The sequence below is a fragment of the Parasphingorhabdus pacifica genome (genome assembly GCF_054779195.1).
Window position 1 is genome coordinate 353,962 of the sequence record NZ_BAAGYS010000002.1, and the last position, 22,186, is coordinate 376,147.

At 68.2% G+C, this 22,186-nt stretch carries 21 protein-coding genes and 3 tRNA genes; 8 read left to right on the top strand and 16 right to left on the bottom strand.

Annotated features, from left to right (window positions below):
- Positions 1-31 precede the first annotated feature (31 nt).
- Both ACYVAN_RS01620 and ACYVAN_RS01625 read left to right on the top strand, forming a co-directional pair.
- Positions 32-265, top strand: a complete 234-nt coding sequence (locus ACYVAN_RS01620; protein WP_460954798.1) for an Lrp/AsnC ligand binding domain-containing protein — start codon at positions 32-34, stop codon at positions 263-265.
- A gap of 138 nt (positions 266-403) precedes the next feature.
- The gene (locus tag ACYVAN_RS01625) at positions 404-982 is read left to right on the top strand and encodes a DUF3515 domain-containing protein (protein WP_460954800.1); all 579 of its coding nucleotides are present in this window, start codon (positions 404-406) and stop codon (positions 980-982) included.
- A gap of 89 nt (positions 983-1,071) precedes the next feature.
- On the opposite strand, the gene ACYVAN_RS01630 is transcribed toward ACYVAN_RS01625, so the two are convergent.
- Entirely contained in the window at positions 1,072-2,163 is a 1,092-nt protein-coding gene (locus ACYVAN_RS01630; RefSeq protein WP_460954802.1) for a D-alanine--D-alanine ligase family protein, read from the bottom strand.
- A gap of 10 nt (positions 2,164-2,173) precedes the next feature.
- Positions 2,174-3,613: a MocR-like pyridoxine biosynthesis transcription factor PdxR gene (gene pdxR, locus ACYVAN_RS01635; RefSeq protein WP_460954804.1), complete on the bottom strand. Its 1,440-nt coding sequence runs from the start codon at positions 3,611-3,613 to the stop codon at positions 2,174-2,176.
- A gap of 60 nt (positions 3,614-3,673) precedes the next feature.
- Between pdxR and ACYVAN_RS01640 the strand changes: the two genes are divergently transcribed.
- Positions 3,674-4,336, top strand: coding sequence for a pyridoxamine 5'-phosphate oxidase family protein (locus tag ACYVAN_RS01640; RefSeq protein ID WP_460954806.1), 663 nt, complete (start codon positions 3,674-3,676; stop codon positions 4,334-4,336).
- A gap of 50 nt (positions 4,337-4,386) precedes the next feature.
- On the opposite strand, the gene ACYVAN_RS01645 is transcribed toward ACYVAN_RS01640, so the two are convergent.
- From ACYVAN_RS01645 to ACYVAN_RS01665, 5 genes are all read right to left on the bottom strand, one after another.
- Positions 4,387-4,863: a cysteine dioxygenase gene (locus tag ACYVAN_RS01645; protein ID WP_460954808.1), complete on the bottom strand. Its 477-nt coding sequence runs from the start codon at positions 4,861-4,863 to the stop codon at positions 4,387-4,389.
- An 89-nt stretch (positions 4,864-4,952) separates the two neighbouring features.
- Complete coding sequence (locus tag ACYVAN_RS01650; RefSeq protein ID WP_460955265.1) at positions 4,953-5,027, bottom strand: putative leader peptide; 75 nt, start codon at positions 5,025-5,027, stop codon at positions 4,953-4,955.
- A gap of 100 nt (positions 5,028-5,127) precedes the next feature.
- Complete coding sequence (locus ACYVAN_RS01655; RefSeq protein WP_460954810.1) at positions 5,128-6,252, bottom strand: cystathionine gamma-lyase; 1,125 nt, start codon at positions 6,250-6,252, stop codon at positions 5,128-5,130.
- Between the two features lie 35 nt (positions 6,253-6,287).
- On the bottom strand, positions 6,288-7,301 hold the full coding sequence (locus ACYVAN_RS01660; RefSeq protein WP_460954812.1) for an NAD(P)H-dependent glycerol-3-phosphate dehydrogenase: 1,014 nt from the start codon (positions 7,299-7,301) through the stop codon (positions 6,288-6,290).
- Positions 7,294-8,076: a lysophospholipid acyltransferase family protein gene (locus tag ACYVAN_RS01665; RefSeq protein ID WP_460954814.1), complete on the bottom strand. Its 783-nt coding sequence runs from the start codon at positions 8,074-8,076 to the stop codon at positions 7,294-7,296. The genes ACYVAN_RS01660 and ACYVAN_RS01665 overlap by 8 nt, the downstream gene beginning before the upstream one ends.
- Before the next feature lie 176 nt (positions 8,077-8,252).
- Between ACYVAN_RS01665 and cofC the strand changes: the two genes are divergently transcribed.
- The 3 genes from cofC to ACYVAN_RS01680 all read left to right on the top strand — a co-directional run bounded on the left by cofC (position 8,253) and on the right by ACYVAN_RS01680 (position 12,403).
- Positions 8,253-8,939: a 2-phospho-L-lactate guanylyltransferase gene (cofC, locus tag ACYVAN_RS01670; RefSeq protein ID WP_460954816.1), complete on the top strand. Its 687-nt coding sequence runs from the start codon at positions 8,253-8,255 to the stop codon at positions 8,937-8,939.
- Between the two features lie 37 nt (positions 8,940-8,976).
- Positions 8,977-11,265, top strand: coding sequence for an RNA degradosome polyphosphate kinase (locus tag ACYVAN_RS01675; RefSeq protein ID WP_460954818.1), 2,289 nt, complete (start codon positions 8,977-8,979; stop codon positions 11,263-11,265).
- Positions 11,266-11,410: 145 nt separating this feature from the next.
- Positions 11,411-12,403, top strand: coding sequence for an NUDIX hydrolase (locus tag ACYVAN_RS01680; RefSeq protein ID WP_460954820.1), 993 nt, complete (start codon positions 11,411-11,413; stop codon positions 12,401-12,403).
- 103 nt (positions 12,404-12,506) lie between these two features.
- On the opposite strand, the gene ACYVAN_RS01685 is transcribed toward ACYVAN_RS01680, so the two are convergent.
- The 3 genes from ACYVAN_RS01685 to leuC form a co-directional block, all read right to left on the bottom strand.
- Positions 12,507-13,433 (bottom strand): HU family DNA-binding protein, encoded by a 927-nt coding sequence (locus ACYVAN_RS01685; protein ID WP_460954822.1) that lies wholly within the window; start codon positions 13,431-13,433, stop codon positions 12,507-12,509.
- A gap of 229 nt (positions 13,434-13,662) precedes the next feature.
- A complete protein-coding gene (gene leuD / locus ACYVAN_RS01690) occupies positions 13,663-14,265 on the bottom strand; it encodes a 3-isopropylmalate dehydratase small subunit (protein WP_460954824.1) in 603 nt (200 codons plus the stop codon).
- A gap of 27 nt (positions 14,266-14,292) precedes the next feature.
- Positions 14,293-15,696 carry a 3-isopropylmalate dehydratase large subunit gene (leuC, locus tag ACYVAN_RS01695; protein ID WP_460954826.1) on the bottom strand — a complete coding sequence of 468 codons (1,404 nt, stop codon included), beginning with the start codon at positions 15,694-15,696 and terminating at the stop codon, positions 14,293-14,295.
- 91 nt (positions 15,697-15,787) lie between these two features.
- Between leuC and ACYVAN_RS01700 the strand changes: the two genes are divergently transcribed.
- Entirely contained in the window at positions 15,788-16,489 is a 702-nt protein-coding gene (locus tag ACYVAN_RS01700; RefSeq protein WP_460954828.1) for an IclR family transcriptional regulator, read from the top strand.
- 59 nt (positions 16,490-16,548) lie between these two features.
- Here ACYVAN_RS01700 and ACYVAN_RS01705 read toward each other — a convergent pair.
- From ACYVAN_RS01705 to gltX, 5 genes are all read right to left on the bottom strand, one after another.
- Positions 16,549-16,620 (bottom strand) — tRNA-Glu (locus tag ACYVAN_RS01705).
- A gap of 275 nt (positions 16,621-16,895) precedes the next feature.
- Positions 16,896-16,968, bottom strand: a tRNA-Glu gene (locus tag ACYVAN_RS01710).
- A gap of 47 nt (positions 16,969-17,015) precedes the next feature.
- Positions 17,016-17,087 (bottom strand) — tRNA-Gln (locus tag ACYVAN_RS01715).
- Between the two features lie 205 nt (positions 17,088-17,292).
- Positions 17,293-18,081, bottom strand: a complete 789-nt coding sequence (locus ACYVAN_RS01720; protein ID WP_460954830.1) for an HAD family hydrolase — start codon at positions 18,079-18,081, stop codon at positions 17,293-17,295.
- 317 nt (positions 18,082-18,398) lie between these two features.
- Complete coding sequence (gene gltX, locus ACYVAN_RS01725; protein WP_460954832.1) at positions 18,399-19,895, bottom strand: glutamate--tRNA ligase; 1,497 nt, start codon at positions 19,893-19,895, stop codon at positions 18,399-18,401.
- A 156-nt stretch (positions 19,896-20,051) separates the two neighbouring features.
- Between gltX and ACYVAN_RS01730 the strand changes: the two genes are divergently transcribed.
- Positions 20,052-21,281, top strand: coding sequence for an FAD-dependent oxidoreductase (locus ACYVAN_RS01730; RefSeq protein ID WP_460954834.1), 1,230 nt, complete (start codon positions 20,052-20,054; stop codon positions 21,279-21,281).
- 83 nt (positions 21,282-21,364) lie between these two features.
- On the opposite strand, the gene ACYVAN_RS01735 is transcribed toward ACYVAN_RS01730, so the two are convergent.
- On the bottom strand, positions 21,365-22,171 hold the full coding sequence (locus tag ACYVAN_RS01735) for a fumarylacetoacetate hydrolase family protein (RefSeq protein ID WP_460954836.1): 807 nt from the start codon (positions 22,169-22,171) through the stop codon (positions 21,365-21,367).
- Between the last annotated feature and the right edge of the window lie 15 nt (positions 22,172-22,186).

Genomic DNA, 22,186 nt, shown 5'->3' on the forward strand with positions numbered 1-22,186 from the left:
TCGCACCCAGGCACAGACGAAGGGGCACGCCGTGGTTCAGGCATACATCCTCATCCAGACAGAGGTCGGCAAAGCGGCTGCGGTCGCCACGGAAATCTCCGGATCTCCGGGTGTCATCAGCGCCGAAGACGTCACCGGACCGTATGACGTCATCGTTCGGGCCGAAGCGGAGAACGTCGACCTGCTCGGGAAGATGGTCGTCGCCAACATCCAGAACGTCGAAGGAATCACCCGCACTCTGACCTGTCCTGTGGTGCACCTGTGACTGCTCGGAATGAGCCGCCAGGCGCGAAGACCCTAACCGAGGTGTGAACGAAGTTCGCATGCCGGACCACACGCGAGGTCACACAACCGATGGCCGCCGCACTCGCGCTCGCGCCCGCATGCTGTAGTGGACGGCGTGATGGACCAGCAATCGACACCCGGGGTCCCCCGGCCGGTGCTGATCGTGGCGATCACCCTCGCGACGTTGCTCGCCGTCGGCGTCGCCGGGATCGGGCTGCACTCCAAGTACGTCGCGGGCAAGGAACGTGAAGCGGAGCAGGCCCGACTGGAAGCCCGACGCACCGGACCGCTCGCGCTCCCGCCGGTACCCGCTCCGGAAGCCGGTTCGCCGGAGTGCGCCACCGTGTTGGCCGCGCTCCCCCGCGAACTCGTCGTCAACGGCGACCCGGTTCCCCGGCGCGAGATCGCCGAACCCGCCCCGCAGGGAGCCGTCGCTTGGGGCGATGCGCAACACGACACGATCACCCTGCGTTGCGGCATCGACGCCCCCGCCGAGCTGACGCCCGCCTCCGAACTCGCGGAGATCTCCGGGGTGAGCTGGTTCGAGGTCGTGGAGGGCGGCAAGTCCTCGTGGTTGGCGGTGGACCGGCCTGTCCGAGTGGCACTGACCGTTCCGGACGGTTCCGGCACCGGACCGGTGCAGGACATGTCGAAGCTGCTGGGGGAAAAGCTGCCCGAGCAGCCGGTCTTCGGCTGAACCGTCCGCCCGTCCCGAGTGGCCTTTCCGAGCGGGCTTCCTGCCCCGGGCGGCTTCCCGTAGCGTCCCCGGCCCAGACGGAGCCGAGGTCAGCGCAGGCCGGTTCCCCGTGCGAGAGCGGTGTCGATCAGCGTGGTCAGCAGGGCGGAGTACTCCACGCCGGTCTGCGCCCACATGCGCGGGAACAGCGAGATCGACGTGAAACCGGGCATCGTGTTGACCTCGTTGACGATCAGCTCGCCGTCGTCCGTGAGGAAGAAGTCGACCCGCGCGAGCCCCTGGCACTCCAGCGCGCGGAAGGCGCTCACCGCCGTCTCGCGCAGCTGCTCGATCGCCTCGTCCCCGACCTTCGCGGGGATGTCGAACTCGGTGACGTCGTCGAGGTACTTCGATTCGTAGTCGTACCAGTCGGCACTACCGGTCACCCGGAGTTCGGCGGGCAGCGACGCTTCCACGCGTCCGTCCGGGAACTCCAGCACGCCGCATTCGATCTCCCGCCCCGAGACCGCCGATTCGATGATGACCTTGGGGTCGGTACGGCGAGCCTCGGCGATGGCCGCATCGAGGTCGGCGTAGTCGGTCACGCGGGTGATGCCCAACGACGAACCCGCGCGGGCGGGCTTCACGAACACCGGCAGCCCCAGTCGCTCCCGCTGCCGATCGTCCAACGTGTCCTGATCACGCCGCAGGATCTCGTAGGTCCCCACCTCGATCCCTTCGGCAGCCAGCAGCTTCTTGGTGTACTCCTTGTCCATGGACACGGCGCTGGAGAGAACTCCGGGCCCTGCGTAGGGCACGTCGGCCATCTCCAGCAGACCCTGGATGGTGCCGTCCTCGCCGAACGCCCCGTGCAGTGCCGGGAACACCACGTCGACGCCTGAAAGCACCTCGCCACCGCGACCGGGTTCCAACAGCACCAGATCGCGTCGGGTCGGGTCGCCGGGCAACGCCACCGCCGTTCCGCCGGTGACCTCGGGCTCGGTGCGATCCCGGATCTCCAGTTCGCCGGGGTCGCCGGAACCCAGCACCCAGCCCCCGTCCCGGGTGATCCCGACCGGCAGCACTTCGAAGCGTTCCCGATCCAGGTGGGCGAGCACGCTTCCCGCCGAAACACACGAAATGCCGTGTTCGGTGCTTCGTCCGCCGAAGACGACCGCGACCCGAGTCTTGCGCTGTGTCATGCGCCGGACCCTACCGGGCGAGTCCGGAAGCCCGGCCGACCTCCTCGCCACACGAGGCGGCCAACAGCGGCAGGACCCGCTCCAGGTCCGCCCGCGAGCAAGCCGCGTAGCCCAACGCCAGCCCGAACCACTGCTGCGGGCCGTCGTGGTGGCGCCGCAGACCGTCCAGCGCGATGCCGTTCCGACGCCCGGCCTCGACGATGCGATCCTCCGCCGCGGCGTCCGGCAGCGGGAGAACCACATGCGCCCCGGCCTGATCGCCGAACACGTCCACTCCGGCGGAGGCGAGCCGATCGACGAGGAGCGCGCGACGTTGCGACAGTTCGCGGCGCAACCGGCGCAGGTGCCGCCCGAGGTCGCCGTGGCGGGCAAACTCGACGAGAACCCGTTGGCCGGCCTGCGAAGGGCTCGTGCCGGTCCACTCCCGGTGCTCGACCACGCGGGAGACCACGTCCTCGGGGCCCAGCATCCAGCCCACTCCCAGCGTGGGTGTGAGGATCTTGCTGGTGGTGCCGAGATGCACCACCACGTCGGGAGCCATCGTCGCGAGCACCGGCAGGGGCGCCACGTCGTAGCGGAGTTCGCCGTCGTAGTCGTCCTCGAAGATCAGCCAGCCTTCGGCGCGAGCGCGCTCCACCAGCGCGATCCGGCGGTCGGCGGGCATCCTGCCCCCGACCGGGTACTGGTGCGCCGGCGAGCAGTAGACGGCGCGCACCCCGGTGGGAATGGCATCGAGCAGGATTCCCGAGTGGTCGACCGGGACGGGCACCACGCGAACGCCTGCCGCCCGGAATGCCCCCACCGCCCGTTGATAGCCGGGTTCCTCGACCGCCACGGTAGCTCCGGGCCCCAGCGCGGTGGCCGCCAGTTCACCCACCGCAGCCGTGGTTCCGCCGGTGGCCAGCACCGTGTCCACCTTCGGCTCACCCACGACGAGCCCCCGGTGCCGCAGCAGGTGATCGACGACCGCCGAGCGGTACTCGGCCAAGCCCGCCCGCACCGGTCGCGACGAAGGTTCGGTGTCCGCCGCCGCGCGCCAGGCCCTGCGCCACGCGGCCCGCTCGATACCGTCCGCCCACGGTGATCCGGGGGTCAGGCTGACCGCCGGACCGTCCTCGGGGCTGTCCCGGTGCGGAGCAGGGGGGGCGGTGGAGGCGACGGGGGCAGCCGGTGTGGTGGTCACGAACGTGCCGGAGCCGTGCTTGCCCGCGGTCCACCCCTCCGCGTGCAGCTGCTCGTAGGCCGCGGCAGTGACGGTGCGGCTGACCTCGAGGTGCCGCGCGAGAGCACGCGTGGACGGCAGCCGATCACCACCTCGCAGCTGGCCTCGGGTCGCGGCGTTCCGCAACGCGGCCGCCAACTGCACGGCGAGCGGCCGCGGGTCGTCGCGCCGCAGCTCTATCGGCATCTCCAGCAGGGGCGAACTCGCCGCGGGTACCGGATGTGGCATTTCGAGAATCTCCTTGATTGGCACTTCGATAATGCCACTGTTCGGTTGATCCTGTTGAACATGACCACCGCACCGCTGTCCCCCACGCCCCGCAGCTCACCTCGCCGCCACAACGATCGCGCCGCCGACGACCCGGCCGAACTGCGCTCGATCCTGGACGAAGCATTGATCTGCCACCTCGGACTGCAGGTCGACGGTGCACCGCGGGTGATGCCGACCGGGTACGGACGCATCGGCGATCAGCTCTACATCCACGCGTCCAGTGGGGCGCGCGGACTGCGGGAGGCCGCCGAGCGCGTGGAAGTCTGCGTCACCGTCACGCTCCTGGACGGAATCGTGTACTCCCGCGCCGCGGCGAATCACTCGATGAACTACCGCTCCGCCATGCTGCACGGTCCTGCCCGCGCGGTCACCGAACCCGACGAGAAGTGGCAGGCGCTGCGGGCACTGACCGAACACCTCGCTCCCGGCTCGTGGGACCACACCCGGAAGCCGAGCAAGCGTGAACTCGCCAAGACCGCGGTCATCGCGGTGGCCCTCGACGAGGCCGCCGTGAAAACCCGCATCGGTGGCCCCGGGGACGAGGACGCCGATGTCGCGGACTCCGACACGTGGGCGGGCGTGCTGCCGTTGCGGTGGAACTGGGGAGAGCCCGAACCCTGCGTGCAGCTGGCCGCCGATGCCGAGATTCCTCGGCACGTGCGCGACCGGGTGGGCGGGTGACCGCCGGATGACGGGCATCGACCCCCTGTCATCCGGACCGCGGGAACGGTTCACCTCCGCGAGAGGCCCTCGATCGGGTCGAGGTCGTAGAGCCGCATGTCCGAACGCGCGGGCCGGTACACGTGGATGCTGATCGCCGGATCCGGGCCGTCGTTGCGCACCTGATGCACGTAATTCGGCCCGAACACCCGCGACTTGCCCGCGTCGAGCGAGTTCAGCGTCTCCGCCGAGCGCGCGCCCTCGGAGCGGATCACCCGCTCGCCGAGGTGTCCGGACACGACGGTGAACGCCCCGGTCGCACCGCCGTGGTCGTGCAGTTCGGTTTGCTGGCCGGGCAGCCAGCTCAGCAACCACGCCTCGTGCTCGGCGGTCCGTTCGAGCAGGCCGAACCAGCGCTGTTCGGGATCGTAGCGCAGCAGGTGCGCCCAAGAGTGGCGGTCGGCGGCGAACTCGCGAGCGATGCGGACCGGGTGCGCGATCGCGCGGTCGGCGGGAACGGCGATTGTTTCCGGCGGTACGGCGAACAAGGGTGAGTCCTTCGGGATCCTGGCTTCGCGCGGGCGAGCCGGTGCACGACCGCACGGTCGCACCGATCACCCCGCATGGACGGGACAGATCACCGAGAAGGACAGAGCGCGCTGGCAACGCGACGCAGGTCGATATGACCCCGCCGGACAGCCATCGCACGCATCAACACACCGACGACGAAACCAGTGCGGGACGAGCGAGTCAAGCCCGCCCCCTTCCGGCGCGGCGCACATCACACATCCGAAGGCCCCGGGCGAGTGCGGTTACTGGAGCGCCCGCACGACATCGGCGACCAGGTCGCCGGGATCCTCGCAACCGGCGGAGAACCGGACGAATCCCTCGGGAACCGGGTCGCCCCACTGCGCGCGGCGGTCCGCCGTGCTGTGCAACCCGCCGAAGCTCGTCGCCTCGACAACCAGACGGGAGCGTCGCACGAACTCCGTCACCGCGCCCGCATCCGCGAGCTCGAATCGCAAAACCCCGCCCCAACGGCGCATCTGGGCACGGGCGAGCTCGTGCGCGGGATCGTCCGCCATCCCCGGCCAGCGCAGTCCCGACACGGCCGGGTGCCCCCGCAACGCCTCCACCAGAGCCGCCGCGTTCTCGGCCTGCCGCGCCAACCGGAGGTCCAGCGTGCCCATGCTGCGGTGCGCCAGCCAGGACTCGAACGGCCCCGGGACCGCACCGGAGAGGGTCCGTGCACGCACCAGCCGTTCGGCCAGCCGCTCGTCCCGCGTCGAAACGTGGCCGAGCACCAGGTCGCTGTGGCCGCTCAACGCCTTGGTGTCGCTGGCGACGACGACGTCGGCACCCAGTTCCAACGGCCGTTGTCCCAGTGGTGTGGCGGTCGTGTTGTCCACCGCCAGCAGTGCGCCCGCCGCATGGGCACGGCGGGCCAGGTGGGCGATGTCGCACACGTCCCCGCCCGGATTCGACGGTGTTTCCAGCAGGACCAGGCGTGCACCGTCGAAAACCCGCTCGTCCCAAGGCCCGGCGGTGGCGATCTGGCGCACCCGCAGGTTCAGCTCGGCGAGTTCGTCCTGCACGAAAAGACGGGTCGCGTAGTAACCGTCGGAGGGCAACACCACCGCATCCCCGACGCCCAGCACCGTCCGCAGCAGCGTGCTGATCGCGGCCATCCCCGAGGGCAGCAGGACACAGTGTCCGCCGTCCAGATCGCCTATCGCGGCCTCCGCGGCACGCCAGGTGGGATTTCCCGCTCGGCCGTAGAAATCACCGTCACCACCCAGGTGGTACGGCGCGGCGAAGACCGGCCCCGGTGACAGCGGTGCGCCCGCTTCGGCCTCGGGAAGTCCACCGTGCACGCACCGCGTGCCGTCCCCGAACATCCCGACGTTCCCGGCGTCGTCCGATTCGACCGGCACCACGGCGAACTCCTTCCCCCACTCACTGCGGCTCGCGATCACTCCGGCTTGCGCTCACGCCCCAGGAGCGCGGCAGCCGCGGGCCCGGGCGCGAGTCCCTCGTGGCACACCCCGTGCACGACATCGGTGATCGGCACCTCGACTCCGCACCGCGCGGCCAGTTCCCGAATCGAGGAACACGACTTGACCCCTTCGGCGACCTGCCCGTGAGCGGCGTCCTGAGCCCGCCCGAGCGTCTCACCACGCCCCAGCCGTTCACCGAAGGTCCGATTCCGCGACAGCGGTGACGCGCAGGTGGCGACGAGATCTCCGAGACCGGCCAGGCCCGCGAACGTCATCGGTTCCGCCCCCAACGCCACTCCCAGCCGGGTCGTCTCGGCGAGCCCCCGCGTGATCAGCGAGGACATCGTGTTGTGCCCGTATCCGAGACCGGCGGCCATCCCGCAAGCGAGCGCGATGACGTTCTTGCACGCACCAGCCACCTCGATGCCGACGAGATCGGTGTTGGTGTACGGGCGGAAATAGCCGGTCGAGCATGCCTGCTGCAACGCGACCGCGCGCTCGTGATCGCTGCAGGCGACTACGGTCGCAGCCGGTTGCTCATCGGCGACCTCCTTGGCCAGGTTCGGTCCCGAAACCACCGCCACCTGCTCCATCGGCACATCGGCGACCTCGTGGACGACCTGGCTCATCCGCTTGAGCGTGCTGATCTCCACGCCTTTGGCCAGACTCACCAGCGTCGCCTCCGGCGGCAGCAACGGCTGCCAACCCGCGAGGTGTTCACGCAGGTTCTGGCTGGGCACCGCGAGTACGACCGCGTCGCAGCCGTGCACCGCCTCGGCAGCGTCGTCGGTGGCCCGCAACGATTCGGGCAGCGCCACGCCGGGAAGGTATCCCGGGTTGCGGTGCCGCTCGTTGATGTCGGCGGCCACCTCGGCGCGGCGCGCCCACAACGTCACATCGCTTCCCGCGTCGGCCACAACCTTCGCGAACGCGGTTCCCCAAGAACCCGAGCCGAGCACCGACACCTTCCGCACGGTTCGCTCAGGCATCGTCGCCTTCGCCCCGATCGCGCATGCGGCGCACCGGCGAGTAGAACTCGGTCGGCGCCTGCTCCTCACGGATATCGGCCAGCAGCTCCCGCACACGGCTCATGGTGAGATCGGTGACCTCCCGGAGCAACTGGTTGTTGACCTCCTTGTCCCGGTAGGCCGACAGGTCCACCGGTTCCCCGAAGTTGTACGTCACCTGCTTTCGCGGCAGGGGGCGGAACTTCTTCTCGTAGTGGTCGTAGATGGAGCGGGTGCCCCACCTGGCGGCCGGGACGACCGGCACGTCGTGCTCCAGCGCCAACCGGGCGACCCCGACCCTGGGGTTCATCGGCCAACCATCCGGATCCTTGGTGATGGTGCCGTCCGGGTAGATCAGAACGACCCGGTCCTCCTCCAACGCGTTGTGCGCCTCCAACAGGCTCTTCTGCGCGTCGGCGGTCCCCCTGAACACGGGAATCTGCTGCACTCCCGAAAGCACGCTCTTGAGCACGGGCACGTTCCACAGCGTGCTCTTGGCCAGGAAGCGCGGAATCCTCCCCGTGCGGTGGACCGCCACCGCGTCGTAGATCGGATCCAGATGCGAGACGTGGTTGAACACCAGCAACACGGGCCCCTCCGCGGGCACGTTGCGGAGTCCGATCGACCGTGTCCGGGCCAGCAGCCCGGACACCGGGTAGAAGACGAACGCGGCCAGGCCGAGCCAGAACTTGCCCAGGCCCCTGGCCTTCTCCTTCGTCTTCCGCCGCTTGCGCCTGAGGTTGTGTTCTTCGACCACGGCAACTCCCTTTCGGTGGTGGGCGGCTGCAAAGTTACCCGCCCCGATCCGAACCCTTCGGCCCGACCACTGCGACGAACGCGCCTGGGCGGGCAGCGTGCGACGCCGACCTCGCCCGGGCACCTCCACTTCCCGGTGGTCGAAGTCGGTCGAAAACGAAGGCGCAAGATGGTCCCATGACCGCAGGCGTGCACCTCCTGGTACCGATCAAGCCGTTGCACCTGGCCAAATCCCGGCTGCGGGCGGCCTCGGGCGACATGCCCGCGCGAGGACACGCCGAGCTCGTGACCGCTGCGGCCCTGGACACCGTGCTCGTGGCCCGGCGAGCGGCCGGGGTACGCGACGTGGTCGTGGTGACTTCGGACGCGGCCCTGACCACCGCGTTCACCGCCGAGGGCGTCGACGTGCTCCCCGACGTTCCCGCCGATGGGCTCAACGCCGCGCTCCGGTACGGCGCAGAGGTGTTGCGGGACCGTACGGGCACGGTGCGGGTGGGAGCTCTCCAGGCCGACCTGCCCGCGCTGCGGGCCGCCGAACTGGACAGTGCGCTGCGGGCCGCGGGCGGAAGCCGCGCGTTCTGCCCGGACCGGCACGGCACCGGCACCACACTGCTGCTCGCCGGCTCCGGTCAGCCCCTCGACCCCAGGTTCGGCCCGGATTCGGCCCGGGCGCATTCGGCATCGGGCGCGATGCCGTTGCGCGGTCGGTGGGAATCCTTGCGGTGCGATGTCGACACCGGCTCGGACCTGCGCCGAGCCGCCGAGCTCGGGCTGGGGCCGCGCACCTCCGCCCGCATCACGGCCCGCATCACCGCCGAGACGCCCGAACGTCCCGGCGAACGCGGGTGTTCCCGCTCGCAGTAGTCGAGCACCGCGACCACCATGGGAGACAATGGTCCACGTGAGTACGGACAGCAGCGCTCCGGAACCCGGCAGGCCGACGAGTCGAACGGACGATCCGGACGTCACTCGTTCCCCGAGCGCCACGAACTCGGGACAGACCGCGCGGGACCACAGTTCCGAGGACCGTCACGACGCCCCGGACCCGATCGAGTCCCCCACCACGGACGAAGCCGCGACTACGCGCATCCCCGAGGCGCCGCCGGCGGTCACCCGGGCAGCGGCGAGCACCGATCTGCCCGACGACCGCTACCTCAACCGGGAGCTGTCCTGGCTGGACTTCAACGCGCGCGTGCTGGCCGTCGCCGAGGACCAGTCCCAGCCGTTGCTGGAACGGGCGAAGTTCCTGGCCATCTTCGCCAACAACCTCGACGAGTTCTACATGGTCCGGGTAGCGGGCCTGAAGCGGCGGGAGGAAACCGGGCTTTCGGTGCGCAGCGCCGACGGACTCACCCCGCACGAGCAGCTGACCCGGATCGCGGCCCGCAACCAGGACCTCTCCGAGAAGCTCGGCAGGGTGTTCCTCGACGAGCTGCTCCCGGAACTCGAAGCGGCCGGCATCCGCATCCTGCCGTGGGCGCAGCTCGAAAACGCCTACCGGCAGCAGCTCACCTCGTACTTCGAAGACCACATCTTCCCCGTCCTGACCCCGCTCGCGGTCGACCCCGCCCACCCGTTCCCCTACATCTCCGGACTGTCGCTGAACCTGGCGGTCACCGTGACCGATCCGGATGCCGGGCTCAGGCGGTTCGCCCGCGTGAAGGTCCCGGACAACGTGCCGAGACTCATCCGGGTGGAAAGCGAGCGGGACAACGAGCAGGCTACGTTCCTGCCGCTGGAAGAGCTCATCGCCGCGCACCTCGACAAGCTGTTCCCGGGCATGGAGGTCAGCGAACACCACATCTTCCGGGTCACCCGCAATGCGGACCTGGAGGTCGAGGAGGACCGCGACGAGGACCTGTTGCAGGCCATGGAGCGCGAACTGGCGCGTCGCCGTTTCGGCCCGCCGGTGCGGCTGGAAGTCACCGACAGCATGAGCGAGACGATGCTCGAACTCCTGCTGCGGGAACTCGACGTCGACCCGCACGACGTGGTCGAAGTTCCGGGACTGCTGGATCTGTCGTGCTTGTTCCAGCTGGCCAAACTGCAACGGCCGGACCTCCGACCCGCACCGATGGTGCCCGCGACGCACCCGGCATTCGCCGAGGGGCAGACGCCGAAGAGCATCTTCTCGACGCTGCGCGAGGGCGACGTGCTGCTGCACCACCCCTACGACGCGTTCTCCACGTCCGTGCAGCGCTTCATCGAGCAGGCCGCGGCGGATCCGCACGTGCTGGCGATCAAGCAGACGCTCTACCGCACCTCCGGTGACTCGCCGATCGTCAACGCGCTCATCGACGCCGCCGAGGCCGGCAAACAGGTGGTCGCACTGGTGGAGCTCAAGGCACGCTTCGACGAGCAGGCCAACATCCAGTGGGCACGCACCCTCGAACGTTCCGGGGTGCACGTCGTCTACGGCCTGGTGGGGCTCAAAACGCACTGCAAGACCGCGCTGGTGGTCCGGCAGGAGGGTTCCACGATTCGGCGCTACTGCCACCTCGGGACCGGCAACTACAACCCGAAGACAGCACGGGCCTACGAGGATCTCGGGCTGCTGACGGCCGCTTCCGAGGTGGGTGCCGACCTGACCGACCTGTTCAACGTCCTCACCGGTTATGCCCGCCACGGCACTTACCGCCGGATCCTCGTCTCACCGCAGGGAATCCGCAGCGGCATCGTCGAACGGATCGAGGCCGAAAGCGAGCTCGCCCGCGCGGGCAGGCCCTGCGGGATCCGGATCAAGGTGAATTCGCTGGTCGACGAGCAGATCATCGACGCGCTGTACCGCGCCTCGCTGGCGGGTGTGCCGATCAGCATCATCGTGCGCGGCATCTGCTCGCTCAAGGCCGGGGTGGAGGGCCTCAGCGACAATATCCAAGTGCGTTCGATCCTCGGTCAGTACCTGGAGCACTCGCGGATCTTCCACTTCGCGGGCATCGACGAGCACTGGATCGGCAGCGCCGACATGATGCACCGCAACCTCGACCGCCGGATCGAAGCCCAGGTGCGGGTCACCGAGCCGAAACTGACCGAGCAACTCGACGCGGTGCTCGATTCGGCGCTCCATCCGGCGACCCGGTGCTGGGTGCTCAACGCCAAGGGCGATTGGGACGCCTCGCCGCGTAGCGGTGAGCAGGTCAGCGACCACCAGGTGGAGATGCTCCGCCGACACGGAGCGCAGGTGTCATGACCGTGGGCGCATTCGGCGGGATTCGCCGGACACGGCCGGAGAGCGGCTCGGAAGTCCTTCCCGTGACTGTGCGGGTGGGGTGGGTCGGGGTCCCGCACCGCGAGCGGCCGTGGCCGCTGGAAAGCAAGGTCCCGGGGGTGGATTAGTGATCGAGAACACGAAGGTTCCGGCGGAGGGCGAGCCGTCCCGGACCGCCACGGCGGTCGTGGACGGCGAGATCCGCGCGGCCGGTGCCGTGCTCTGGCGGGAAGGGCCGAACAGCCGCCCCGAGGTGGCGGTCGTGCACCGGCCGCGCTATGACGACTGGTCGCTGCCGAAGGGCAAACTCGACCCGGGCGAAACCGCCGTGCACGCGGCGGTCCGGGAAGTCACCGAGGAAACCGGCTTTCACGGAGTGGTCTCCCGGTTTCTCACCCGAATCCGTTATTCGGTCCCGGCCGCCGGTGGCGGCCGGGCCGACAAAGTCGTGGACTACTTCTCCGCAAAGGTCCACAACGGCCGCTTCGACCCGAACAACGAAGTCGACGAGATCCGCTGGCTGCCCACCGACCGCGCCCGCGAGCAACTCAGCTATCCCGACGACAGCCGAGTGCTCGACGCATTCGAACGCCTTCCCATCGATGTGACGACCGTGCTGTTGGTGCGGCACGCCAATGCGGGGAATCGGTCCGAATGGTCCGGGGACGACACGATTCGACCACTGAGCGAATCCGGATGTGAACAGCGCGACGCATTGCATTCACTGTTGCCGTTGTTCGGTCCCGAACGCGTTTACACCGCGCCGCGCCTGCGGTGCGAGCAAACGGTGCGCCCCGTAGCGGAGGACCTCGGGATCGAACTGGAGGCCGATCCCTCGCTGTCCGAAGAAGGCTATCTCGCGGATCCGGAGGCAACCGTCGAACGGGTGCTGCGAATCGCGGCGGGTACCGGCACGGCCGTCATCAGCAGCCAGGGCGGGGTCATCCCGGACCTGGTGGCTCGCCTGTCGGAATCCGCCGGGATCGAACCGGGCGAGGTACGCAGCGCGAAGGGCAGCGTCTGGATCCTGACGTTTCGGCACGATGCCCCGTCCGGCAACGGTTCCGGACCTTCCCCGCAGCTCGGCAGTGCGACCTACCTGGCCGACCCCCGCCCGTGAGCGGGTCCGACCGGCTGCACTGAGCGGGCGGCGCGGCGCACCGGTGTGGACTGCCGCACCACCCGCTCAGGCCCGAAGCGCAGCTCGCTCAACCAGCGAGTGTTCACTTCTTGGTGGTCTTGCGGGTAGCCGGCTTCTTGGCGGCAGCACTCGTGGACTTGGTGGTCGTCGAAGCCTTGCCGGTCGACTTCGCGGCCGTCGACTTCGACGCGGTCCGGGTGGTGCTGGCCTTCTTGGGTTCGGCCTTGGCGGTGCTCGCCTTGGTCGTGCTGGCCTTGGGCGCGGCCTTGGCGGTGCTCGCCTTGGTCGTGCCGGTCTTCGCCGTGCTCGCCTTGGTCGTGCCGGCCTTGGCCGTGCCGGACTTGGCGGTACTCGCCTTGGTCGTGCCGGCCTTGGTCGTGCTGGCCTTGGGCGCAGCCTTGGCAGTGCTCGCCTTGGCGGTGCCGGTCTTCGCCGTGCCGGCCTTGGTGCCGGCCTTGGCCGTGCCGGACTTGGCGGTACTCGCCTTGGTCGTGCCGGCCTTGGTCGTGCTGGCCTTGGGCGCAGCCTTGGCAGTGCTCGCCTTGGCGGTGCCGGTCTTCGCCGTGCCGGCCTTGGTGCCGGTCGAACGGGTCGCGGTGGACTTCGACGTGGTCGACTGCGACGTCGTGGACTTGGTGGCGGTCGGCTTCGCGGCCGTGCTCTTCGTCCCCGCCGTGCGAGTCGCGGTCGTACGAGTACCGGCGGTCTTGGTCGAGGTCGCCCGCGGGAGTTTCCGGCTGCCGCCCACGACTTCCTTGAACTGGGTTCCGGGGCGGAATGCGGGAACGTTGGTCTTCTTGACCTTCACCGCTTCACCGGTGCGCGGGTTGCGAGCCGTGCGGGCAGCACGCGCACGCTTCTCGAAAACGCCGAAACCGGTGATGTTGACCTTTTCGCCCTTGTTGACGTTGCGGACGATGAGATCCACGACGTCTTCCACCGCCTGACTCGCGGTCTTCTTGTCTCCGAGGCGTTCTGCCAGAGCCTCGATGAGTTGGGCCTTGTTCACTTCAGTCCCTCCCAGGACAACAACGGCCCCGTCGGGCCGACTCAAGGCCACGGTAAAGCCCCAAACAGGCAAATGCCATTCGCCACGCCTCATTTTTTCGTTGGGGCGTGGGCTAATCGGTCCTGTTCGGGGCTTCGGGAGAGCGCCGCGATCGACTGTTCAGTTGTCTTCCAGCGGACGCGCTTTTCCCATCGCTTCAGGAAAAACGCGCCCGCCGGGAGTCCATCGGTCAGTCCGCGCGAGCGGGCAGCGTGGCCGGTTTGAAGCTCGGCCGGGTTTTTTCAAAAGTGTCGATCGTCTCGACCTGACGAAGCGTCAACGCGATGTCGTCAAGGCCTTCGAGCAACCGCCAACGGGTGTACTCGTCGATCTCGAAGGGCACGGTGAGGTCCTTCGCGTGCACCGTTAGTTGCTCCAGATCAACGGTAACCGAAGTCCCCGGCTCGCTCTCCAGTACTTTCCAGAGCAGTTCCACATCGGACTGCTCGCACTGGGCCGCCAGCAACCCCTGCTTTCCCGAATTGCCGCGGAAGATGTCGGCGAACCGGGAGGAGATGACCACACGGAAGCCATAGTCCTTGAGTGCCCATACGGCGTGCTCCCGGGATGACCCGGTTCCGAAGTCGGGACCGGCCACCAGAACGCTGCCGTTGCGGAATGGCTCCGAGTTGAGCACGAAATCCTCGTCACCGCGCCAGGCGGCGAACAGGGCGTCCTCGAACCCGGTACGCGACACCCGCTTGAGGTAGACGGCCGGGATGATCTGGTCGGTGTCCACGTTGGACCGGCGCAGTGGGACGCCGACCCCGGTGTGCGTCTTGAACGGTTCCATCGTTACTGCTCCTGCGTTCGTGGTCGGTCAGTCCAGGTCTTCGGGCGAGGCCAGCGTTCCGCGCACCGCCGTCGCGGCCGCCACCAGTGGCGATACCAGGTGCGTACGGCCACCCTTGCCCTGCCTGCCCTCGAAATTCCGGTTCGACGTCGAGGCGCTGCGTTCGCCGGGGGCCAACTGGTCCGGGTTCATCCCGAGGCACATCGAACACCCCGCCGAACGCCATTCCGCGCCCGCGTCGGCGAAAACCCGGTCGAGCCCCTCGGACTCGGCCTGCAACCGGACCTTCATCGAGCCCGGAACCACCAGCATTCGGGTGTCCGCGGCCACCTTGCGACCCTCCACGATCGCCGCTGCGGCTCGGAGATCTTCGATCCGGCCATTCGTGCAGGATCCGAGGAAGACCGTGTCCACGGAGACCTCACGCAGCGGCATGCCCGCTTCCAGGCCCATGTAGGACAGCGACTTCTCGACGGCGAACCGTTCGGACTCGTCGGCGATCAGTTCCGGGTCCGGAATCCGCTCGCCGAGCGGCAAACCCTGACCGGGGTTGGTGCCCCAGGTGACGAACGGGGTCAATTCGTCGGCGTTGAGCGTGACCTCGACGTCGAACGCGGCGTCCTCGTCGGTGTGCAACGCCGCCCAATCCGCCTTGGCCGCGTCCCAATCCGCGCCCTGCGGGGCGTGCGGACGGCCCTCGATGTAGTCGAACGTGGTCGCGTCCGGCGCGATCATTCCGGCCCTGGCGCCCGCTTCGATCGACATGTTGCACATAGTCATGCGCGCTTCCATCGACATCTGCCGGACGGCCTCGCCCCGGTACTCCAGGACGTAACCCTGCCCGCCGCCGGTCCCGATCTTTGCGATGACCGCGAGGATCACGTCCTTGCTCGTCACTCCGGGACGCAGCGTTCCCTCGATGTTGACGGCCATCGTCTTGAACGGGCGCAGCGGAAGCGTCTGCGTCGCCAGCACGTGCTCGACTTCCGAAGTGCCGATCCCGAAGGCCAGCGCGCCGAACGCACCGTGCGTGGACGTGTGGCTGTCGCCGCACACCACCGTCGTGCCGGGCTGGGTCAGCCCCAGCTGTGGCCCCACCACGTGCACGATGCCCTGTTCCGCGTCGCCCATCGGATGCAGGCGGATGCCGAACTCTTCGCAGTTGCGCCGCAAAGTCTCCACCTGAGTCCTCGACACCGGATCGACGATCGGCAGATCGACTCCGGTGGTGGGGACGTTGTGGTCTTCGGTGGCCAGCGTCAGATCAGGACGGCGAACCTCGCGGTTCGCCAGTCGCAGCCCTTCGAACGCCTGCGGACTGGTGACTTCGTGCACGAGATGGAGGTCGATGTAGAGCAGGTCGGGCTCGTGCCCCTCGCCACGACGCACGATGTGGGCGTCCCAGACCTTCTCCGCGAGCGTTTTGCCCATCGCTCCTCCCCGTCCGAACTGTGGTGACCCGTTGCCCGAGTCACGTCTCAAAGAGTGGACTTCCCAGATTCCGGGAAGCTAGTATCGCTACGTGGGACAGCATAGCGGTATCGGAGTATTGGACAAGGCAGTGGCCGTGTTGTGGGCCGTATCCGAGGAGCCGTGCGGCCTCGCCGAACTGTGCAGCCGGACCGGGCTGCCCAGGGCAACCGCACATCGCCTCGCGGTCGGCCTGGAGGTGCACCGCCTGCTGCGTCGCGGCTCCGACGGTCACTGGCGCCCCGGTTCGGCCCTGGCGGAGCTTTCCGGCGGTGCCGTAGACCCGCTCCTGGAGGCAGCGTCGACAGTACTGCCCAAACTCCGGGACATCACCGGTGAGAGCGTCCAACTGTACCGGCGGGACGGCGCTCACCGGCTGTGCATCGCCACCGCCGAACCACCCTCCGGCCTACGGGACACGGTTCCGGTCGGCACCTCACTGCCGATGCACGCCGGGTCCGGCGCGAAGGTACTGGCCGCGTGGGCCGACCCGGCGACCCAACGCACGGTCCTGTCCGAGGCCGTCTACGGCGAACGCACGCTGATGGAGGTCCGGCGGCGCGGATGGGCGCAGAGCATCGCCGAGCGCGAATCCGGGGTCTCCAGCGTTTCGGCTCCGGTGCGGGACACGGGCGGCAACGTCGTCGCGGCCATATCGGTCTCCGGCCCCATCGACCGGATCGGCCGCCGCCCAGGAGCACGATGGGCCGCCGACCTGCTCGCCGCCGCCGACGGACTGCAGAATCGTCTCTGATCGAGCGGCGAAAACGAACGAGGCCGGTGCGGATTCACCGCACCGGCCTCGCCCATATGTAGTCCCGACGGGATTCGAACCCGCGTTACCGCCTTGAGAGGGCGGCGTCCTAACCTCTAGACGACGGGACCTCGCCAACGACCGAAACTCTACATCACCCGAAAGACACTCCGAACACCACCCCGGGTATCGGCCGACAAAGCACCGAACACCAGCGATTATCGGAGCCCCTTTCGGGAATGAACGGAGTTCGGGACAGGTCCAGCAACCGACACCTCGCCTCCGGGGGCACCAGCCGGAACCGAACCAGCCGGGACCGAACCAGCCGGGATGGCCAGACGCGGATGAACCCATCAGACAAAACAAATCCGGCACGTGCCTGCTGCACGTGCCGGATTTGTTCGCGTAGCCCCGACGGGATTTGAACCCGCGCTACCGCCTTGAGAGGGCGGCGTCCTAGGCCGCTAGACGACGGGGCCAGGACTGAGAGATCCACAATGCTGAGATCGCCTTGTGAATCCTCTCGCTGGGGTACCAGGACTCGAACCTAGACTAACTGAACCAGAATCAGCCGTGCTGCCGATTACACCATACCCCACCGCTTTGACGGCCAGCCGTCCGCTACCCGGATTCTCTCGAACTCCGAATCTTGCGAACCGCTGTCCGTCGTCGGTAATGAAAATACTAGACCATGCCCCGTGAGCCCGTTGAAACACCCCCCCATTCGGGGTGAACCAGCAGGTGAAAGCGGCAATGCGACCCACGGGGCGACCAAGTCGGCGAGTGCGGTCAGCGGACGTCGATCAGCGAACGCACGCCTGCAGCGGATCTCGTTCGTCTGCGAACCAGTCCCCCGGGGCGAGTGGGACGCCCGGCAGGTCACACACGAGCAGTTCCGGCAGCTCATCGAGGCTCTCGATGACCGAGACGCCTTCGGGGGCCGTCTGGGCCTCCCGGTCCCGGTTGAGCCACACACCGCGCATCCCTGCCCGCAGGGCCCCTTCCGCGTCGGTGTCCAACCGGTCGCCGACGTGCACCACCTCGTCCTGGCTCAGCCCCAGTTCCCCGCAGGCGAGATCGAAGATCCGAGTGTCCGGTTTGGCCACTCCGTGCTCACCGGAGATGACCAGCGAGTCGAACATGCCGGCGAGCCCCACCGAGGAGATCTTCTCGCGCTGGTAGGAACTCGGCGCGTTGGTGATGACCGCCAATCGCAATCCGACGCCCCGAAGCCACTCCAGACACGGCAGCGCGTCGTCGAACAGCTGCCAGGCGCGCTGCATCGCGGCCATCCGGAACCGTTCGCGGTCAGCCGCCTGCTCATCGCTGAGGCGCTCACCGAAAGCGGCGAAGAAGGCGCGGGTTCGCTGGGTGCACATGACGTCGAAGTCGATCTCACCGGCGACGAACCGCGCGTAGTACTCCTCCGTCGTGGACCGCCACACCGGCCAGGCCGCATCGTTTCCGATCAATGCTCTGAGGCCGGCTCTCGACGAACTCGCGTTGTCCATCAACGTGTCGTCGACGTCCAGGCAGACGGCTTTGATCTTTCCAAGGTCGTGCGATGTCGAAACTTCAAGCGCGGATGTCACTCCGAGAGGCTAGGCGTTCACCCCATGCGTACGACTCGCCCAAGGCGGTGACACTTGTGTACCTGACACGGTTTAGAACTCGTCCCAAAATCGCGGCCGACTGCGCTCTCCGCCGCTGCCCTGGTGAGAACGACCTCGCCGTACACGTGCTCACCTGCATGAAGAGATCCGGTTGGGATTGCGCGGTGTCAGCCGCCACGTTTCGAAAGCACTTTTCCGGACAAACACGAACAGCCGGGTATCAACCCGCGATACCCGGCTGTCCGATCCGATTGGCCACACCCGATCGCCGTGGCGGCCACCGAGGCGGTCAGTCCTCAGTTCAACGCGTTGCGCATGCGACGCAGCGAAACCTCGCGCCCCAGCAGTTCCATCGACTCGTACAGCGGCGGCGACACCGTGCGACCCGTGACCGCGACTCGGACGGGCGCGAACGCCTTGCGGGGCTTGATCCCCAAGCCCTCCACGACGGATTCCTTGAGCGCGCTCTCGATCGCATCCGTGCGCCATTCCGGCAGCGCTTCGAGTGACGCGATGGCCGCCTCCAGTACCGGGCGCGCGTCCTCCCCCAGCGCCTTGTCCGCAGAGGACTGCTCGGGGGCGAAACCGTCGCCGGCGAACAGGAAGCTCATCATCCCCACCGCGTCCGACAGGACGATCAACCGCTCCTGGACCAGCGGAGCGGCCGCCCGCACCACGGAGAGCTGCTCGTCGGAGGGCTCCGCAGGCAGCACACCGCCCTCGACGAGATACGGCACCACGCGGTCGACGAAGTCATCGGGCGCCAGCGCGCGAAGGTGCGCGGAGTTGATCGCGTCCGCCTTCTTCTGGTCGAACCGCGCCGGGTTCGCGCTGACCCGGCCGATGTCGAACGCTTCGACCATCTCGTCGAGGGTGAACACATCGCGATCCTCGGAGATGGACCAGCCCAGCAGCGCCAGGTAGTTCAGCAGCCCCTCCGGCAGGAAACCCCGGTCGCGATGGTGGAACAGGTTCGACGAGGGATCGCGCTTCGAGAGCTTCTTGTTGCCCTCCCCCATGACGAAGGGGAGGTGACCGAACTCCGGCGTGAAGTCCGTCACCCCGATGCGCTGCAGCGCCTCGTAGAGCGCGATCTGCCGGGGCGTGGACGAGAGCAGGTCCTCCCCGCGCAGGACGTGCGTGATGCGCATGAGCGCGTCGTCCACCGGATTGGTCAGCGTGTAGAGCGCGTCACCGCTGCCGCGCACGAGCACGGGGTCGGGAATGCTTCCCGCGGGGAACGTGATCTCACCGCGCACGAGGTCGGTGAAGGTGATGTCCCGATCGGGCATCCGAAGCCGCAGCACGGGAGCGCGCCCTTCCGCGCGGAAGGCCTCCCGCTGTTCGTCGGTGAGGTTCCGGTCGGCGTTGTCGTAGCCGAGCTTGGGGTCGCGTCCGGCCGCCTTGTGCCGGGCCTCGACCTCTTCTCCGGTGGAGAAGGCTTCGTAGAGCTCACCGGCTTCGAGCAGCCTGCGCGCGATGTCGGTGTAGATGTCGCGACGTTCGCTCTGCCGGTAAGGCCCGTAGTCACCTCCCATTCCCGGGCCTTCGTCCCAGTCCAGCCCGAGCCAGCGCAGCGCGTCCAGGAGCGCCTGGTAGGACTCCTCGCTGTCCCGGCTCGCGTCGGTGTCCTCCACTCGGAAGACCAACTTGCCGTGGTGGTGGCGGGCGAAAACCCAGTTGTACAGGGCGGTCCGGATCAGGCCCACGTGCGGAATCCCGGTCGGCGAAGGGCAGAACCGGGCTCGGACCTGGCGGGTTTCGGTGGCGGAGGTGACATCTGGCGTGCTCATAGCACGTCAAGCGTATCCGAGCGGTCTCCGGGCGTTGACCAGTACGTCCCGACGAGGCATTCTGGTAGTTATTCAACGCGCGTTGAATAATCGCAAGCACGTTCGACGAACCACCCGACTCCGCAAGACCGGCGGACGAACTGGGGAGTGATCGCAATGGAGCGAACCACGTGCTGCATCATCGGCGGCGGACCGGCCGGAATGGTGCTGGGGCTACTACTGGCCCGGAGCGGCGTCCGAGTGACCGTGCTCGAAAAGCACGGCGACTTCCTCCGCGACTTCCGGGGCGACACGGTCCACCCGACCACCCTGCGACTGCTCGACGAGCTCGGACTCTCCGAACGGTTCGCCGAACTGCCGCAGCGCAGGCTCGAGGAGGTACGGGTACCGCTCGGGGAAAGCGGGGAATTCCTCACGCTCGGCGACTTCCGGTCACTGCCGATCAAGCACAACTACATCGCGATGGTCCCGCAATGGGACTTCCTCGACCTGCTCGCCGACGAGAGCAAACAGGAACCCACCTTCGAACTCCGGATGAACACCGAGGTGATCGGACTGGTCCGCGAAGGCGGCCGGGTCAACGGAGTGCACTACCGCACCAGCGACGGTGTCACCGGCCAGATCCGTGCCGACATCACCGTCGCCTGCGACGGGCGCAGTTCCCTCGTCCGCGATCTCCCCGAACTCGGGCTGCAGGACTTCCCCACCCCGATGGACGCGCGCTGGTTCAAGATCCCGCGTCGTCCCGAGGACCCGGCAGGGGGCATCGGGCTGATCAAGGATCGGAGTTTCTACGCCTTGCTCGACCGGGGCGACTACTTCCAGGTCGCTTCGATCATCGCCAAGGGGACCGACGCCGAGAACCGGGCCGAGCCGATCGAGGAGTTCAACCGGACACTGGCCCGAAACCTGCCGTGGTTCGACGACGGACGCGAACTCGTGCCTTCGTGGGACGACGTAAAACTGCTGCACGTCACGCTGGACCGGCTGCACAAGTGGCACGTCCCGGGGTTGCTGTGCATCGGCGACGCCGCGCACGCGATGTCGCCGGTGGGTGGTGTCGGGATCAACCTCGCCGTGCAGGACGCCGTGGCGGCCGCGCGCCACCTCGCCGATCCGCTGCGCGAACGGCGCCTTCGACGCAGGCACGTGGTCGCCGTCCAACGGCGGCGGTGGCTGACCACCGTGCTGGTCCAGCGACTGCAGCGCGTCGTGCACGACAACGTCATCGGGCCCGCGCTGCGCGGTGAGATCGACTTCGCGGGGCCACGCGTGCCCCTGCCGCTGCGGCTGCTGACGAACGTCCCGTGGTTGCGGATGATCCCGGCCTACCTGCTGGCCTACGGCGCACTGCGCGAACGTCCGCCCGCGACCGCATTGCGCTGAGGCACGACCGCGCAACGGTGCGCGGTCCCGGTCTTCATCACCGGCACCGCGCACCGCTCCCCGGCGTGCCCGGGGGCGGTTCGTCAGCGCTGCTGCACCGGGTTCGTCAGCGTTCCCAGGTTGTCGATGGATACCGAGACCTTCTGCCCGTCCTGCATCGGCCCGACACCGGCAGGCGTACCGGTGAGGATGACATCGCCGGGCAGCAGGGTCATGATCCGCGAAACCCACGCGACCAGCGCCGACACGTCGTGCATCAGCAGCCCGGTGCGCGACTCCTGCTTGAGCTCACCGTCGAGTTCGGTGCGAATTCCGAGGTCCGCCGGGTCGACCTCGGTGTCGATCCACGGCCCGAGCGGGCAGAACGTGTCGTACCCCTTGGCGCGGGTCCACTGCCCGTCCACCTTCTGCTGGTCCCGAGCGGTGACGTCGTTGGCGATCGTGTAGCCGAGCAGCACCTCCGTGCCGCGGGCCTCGGGGACGTCCTTGCAGGGCTGCCCGATGACGGCGGCGAGTTCGCCCTCGAAATCGACCTGCTCGGAGTTGTCCGGCAACTTGATCGGCACGTTCGGCCCCGTCACCGCAGTGGAGGGCTTCATGAAGATCACCGGGGTCTCCGGTGGTTCCCCGCCCATCTCCCGGGCGTGGTCGGCATAGTTCTTTCCGACGCAGATCACCTTGCTCGGCAGGATCGGCGCGAGCAGCCGAACATCGGCCATCGGCCACTTCCGGCCGGTGAACGTCGGCTCGCCGAAGGGGTGCTGGTCGATCTCGATCGCGAGCACCTTCTCCCGAGGTGCGGCCGGATCGGGTTCCAGCGCGACGAACGAGACGCCCTCGTGGTGGGCAACGCGGGCCAGGCGCAAAGCAAGACCTCCAGGATCCGGCATTCATCGAGTGTGGAC

What these genes read in the sequence shown, in the direction of transcription:
- ACYVAN_RS01625 (WP_460954800.1), top strand. Translation starts at nt 404, where the DNA reads ATGGACCAGCAATCGACACCCGGGGTCCCCCGGCCGGTGCTGATCGTG.
- ACYVAN_RS01630 (WP_460954802.1), bottom strand. Translation starts at nt 2,163, where the DNA reads ATGACACAGCGCAAGACTCGGGTCGCGGTCGTCTTCGGCGGACGAAGC.
- pdxR (WP_460954804.1), bottom strand. Translation starts at nt 3,613, where the DNA reads ATGCCACATCCGGTACCCGCGGCGAGTTCGCCCCTGCTGGAGATGCCG.
- ACYVAN_RS01640 (WP_460954806.1), top strand. Translation starts at nt 3,674, where the DNA reads ATGACCACCGCACCGCTGTCCCCCACGCCCCGCAGCTCACCTCGCCGC.
- ACYVAN_RS01660 (WP_460954812.1), bottom strand. Translation starts at nt 7,301, where the DNA reads ATGCCTGAGCGAACCGTGCGGAAGGTGTCGGTGCTCGGCTCGGGTTCT.
- cofC (WP_460954816.1), top strand. Translation starts at nt 8,253, where the DNA reads ATGACCGCAGGCGTGCACCTCCTGGTACCGATCAAGCCGTTGCACCTG.
- leuD (WP_460954824.1), bottom strand. Translation starts at nt 14,265, where the DNA reads ATGGAACCGTTCAAGACGCACACCGGGGTCGGCGTCCCACTGCGCCGG.
- leuC (WP_460954826.1), bottom strand. Translation starts at nt 15,696, where the DNA reads ATGGGCAAAACGCTCGCGGAGAAGGTCTGGGACGCCCACATCGTGCGT.
- gltX (WP_460954832.1), bottom strand. Translation starts at nt 19,895, where the DNA reads ATGAGCACGCCAGATGTCACCTCCGCCACCGAAACCCGCCAGGTCCGA.
- ACYVAN_RS01730 (WP_460954834.1), top strand. Translation starts at nt 20,052, where the DNA reads ATGGAGCGAACCACGTGCTGCATCATCGGCGGCGGACCGGCCGGAATG.
- ACYVAN_RS01735 (WP_460954836.1), bottom strand. Translation starts at nt 22,171, where the DNA reads ATGCCGGATCCTGGAGGTCTTGCTTTGCGCCTGGCCCGCGTTGCCCAC.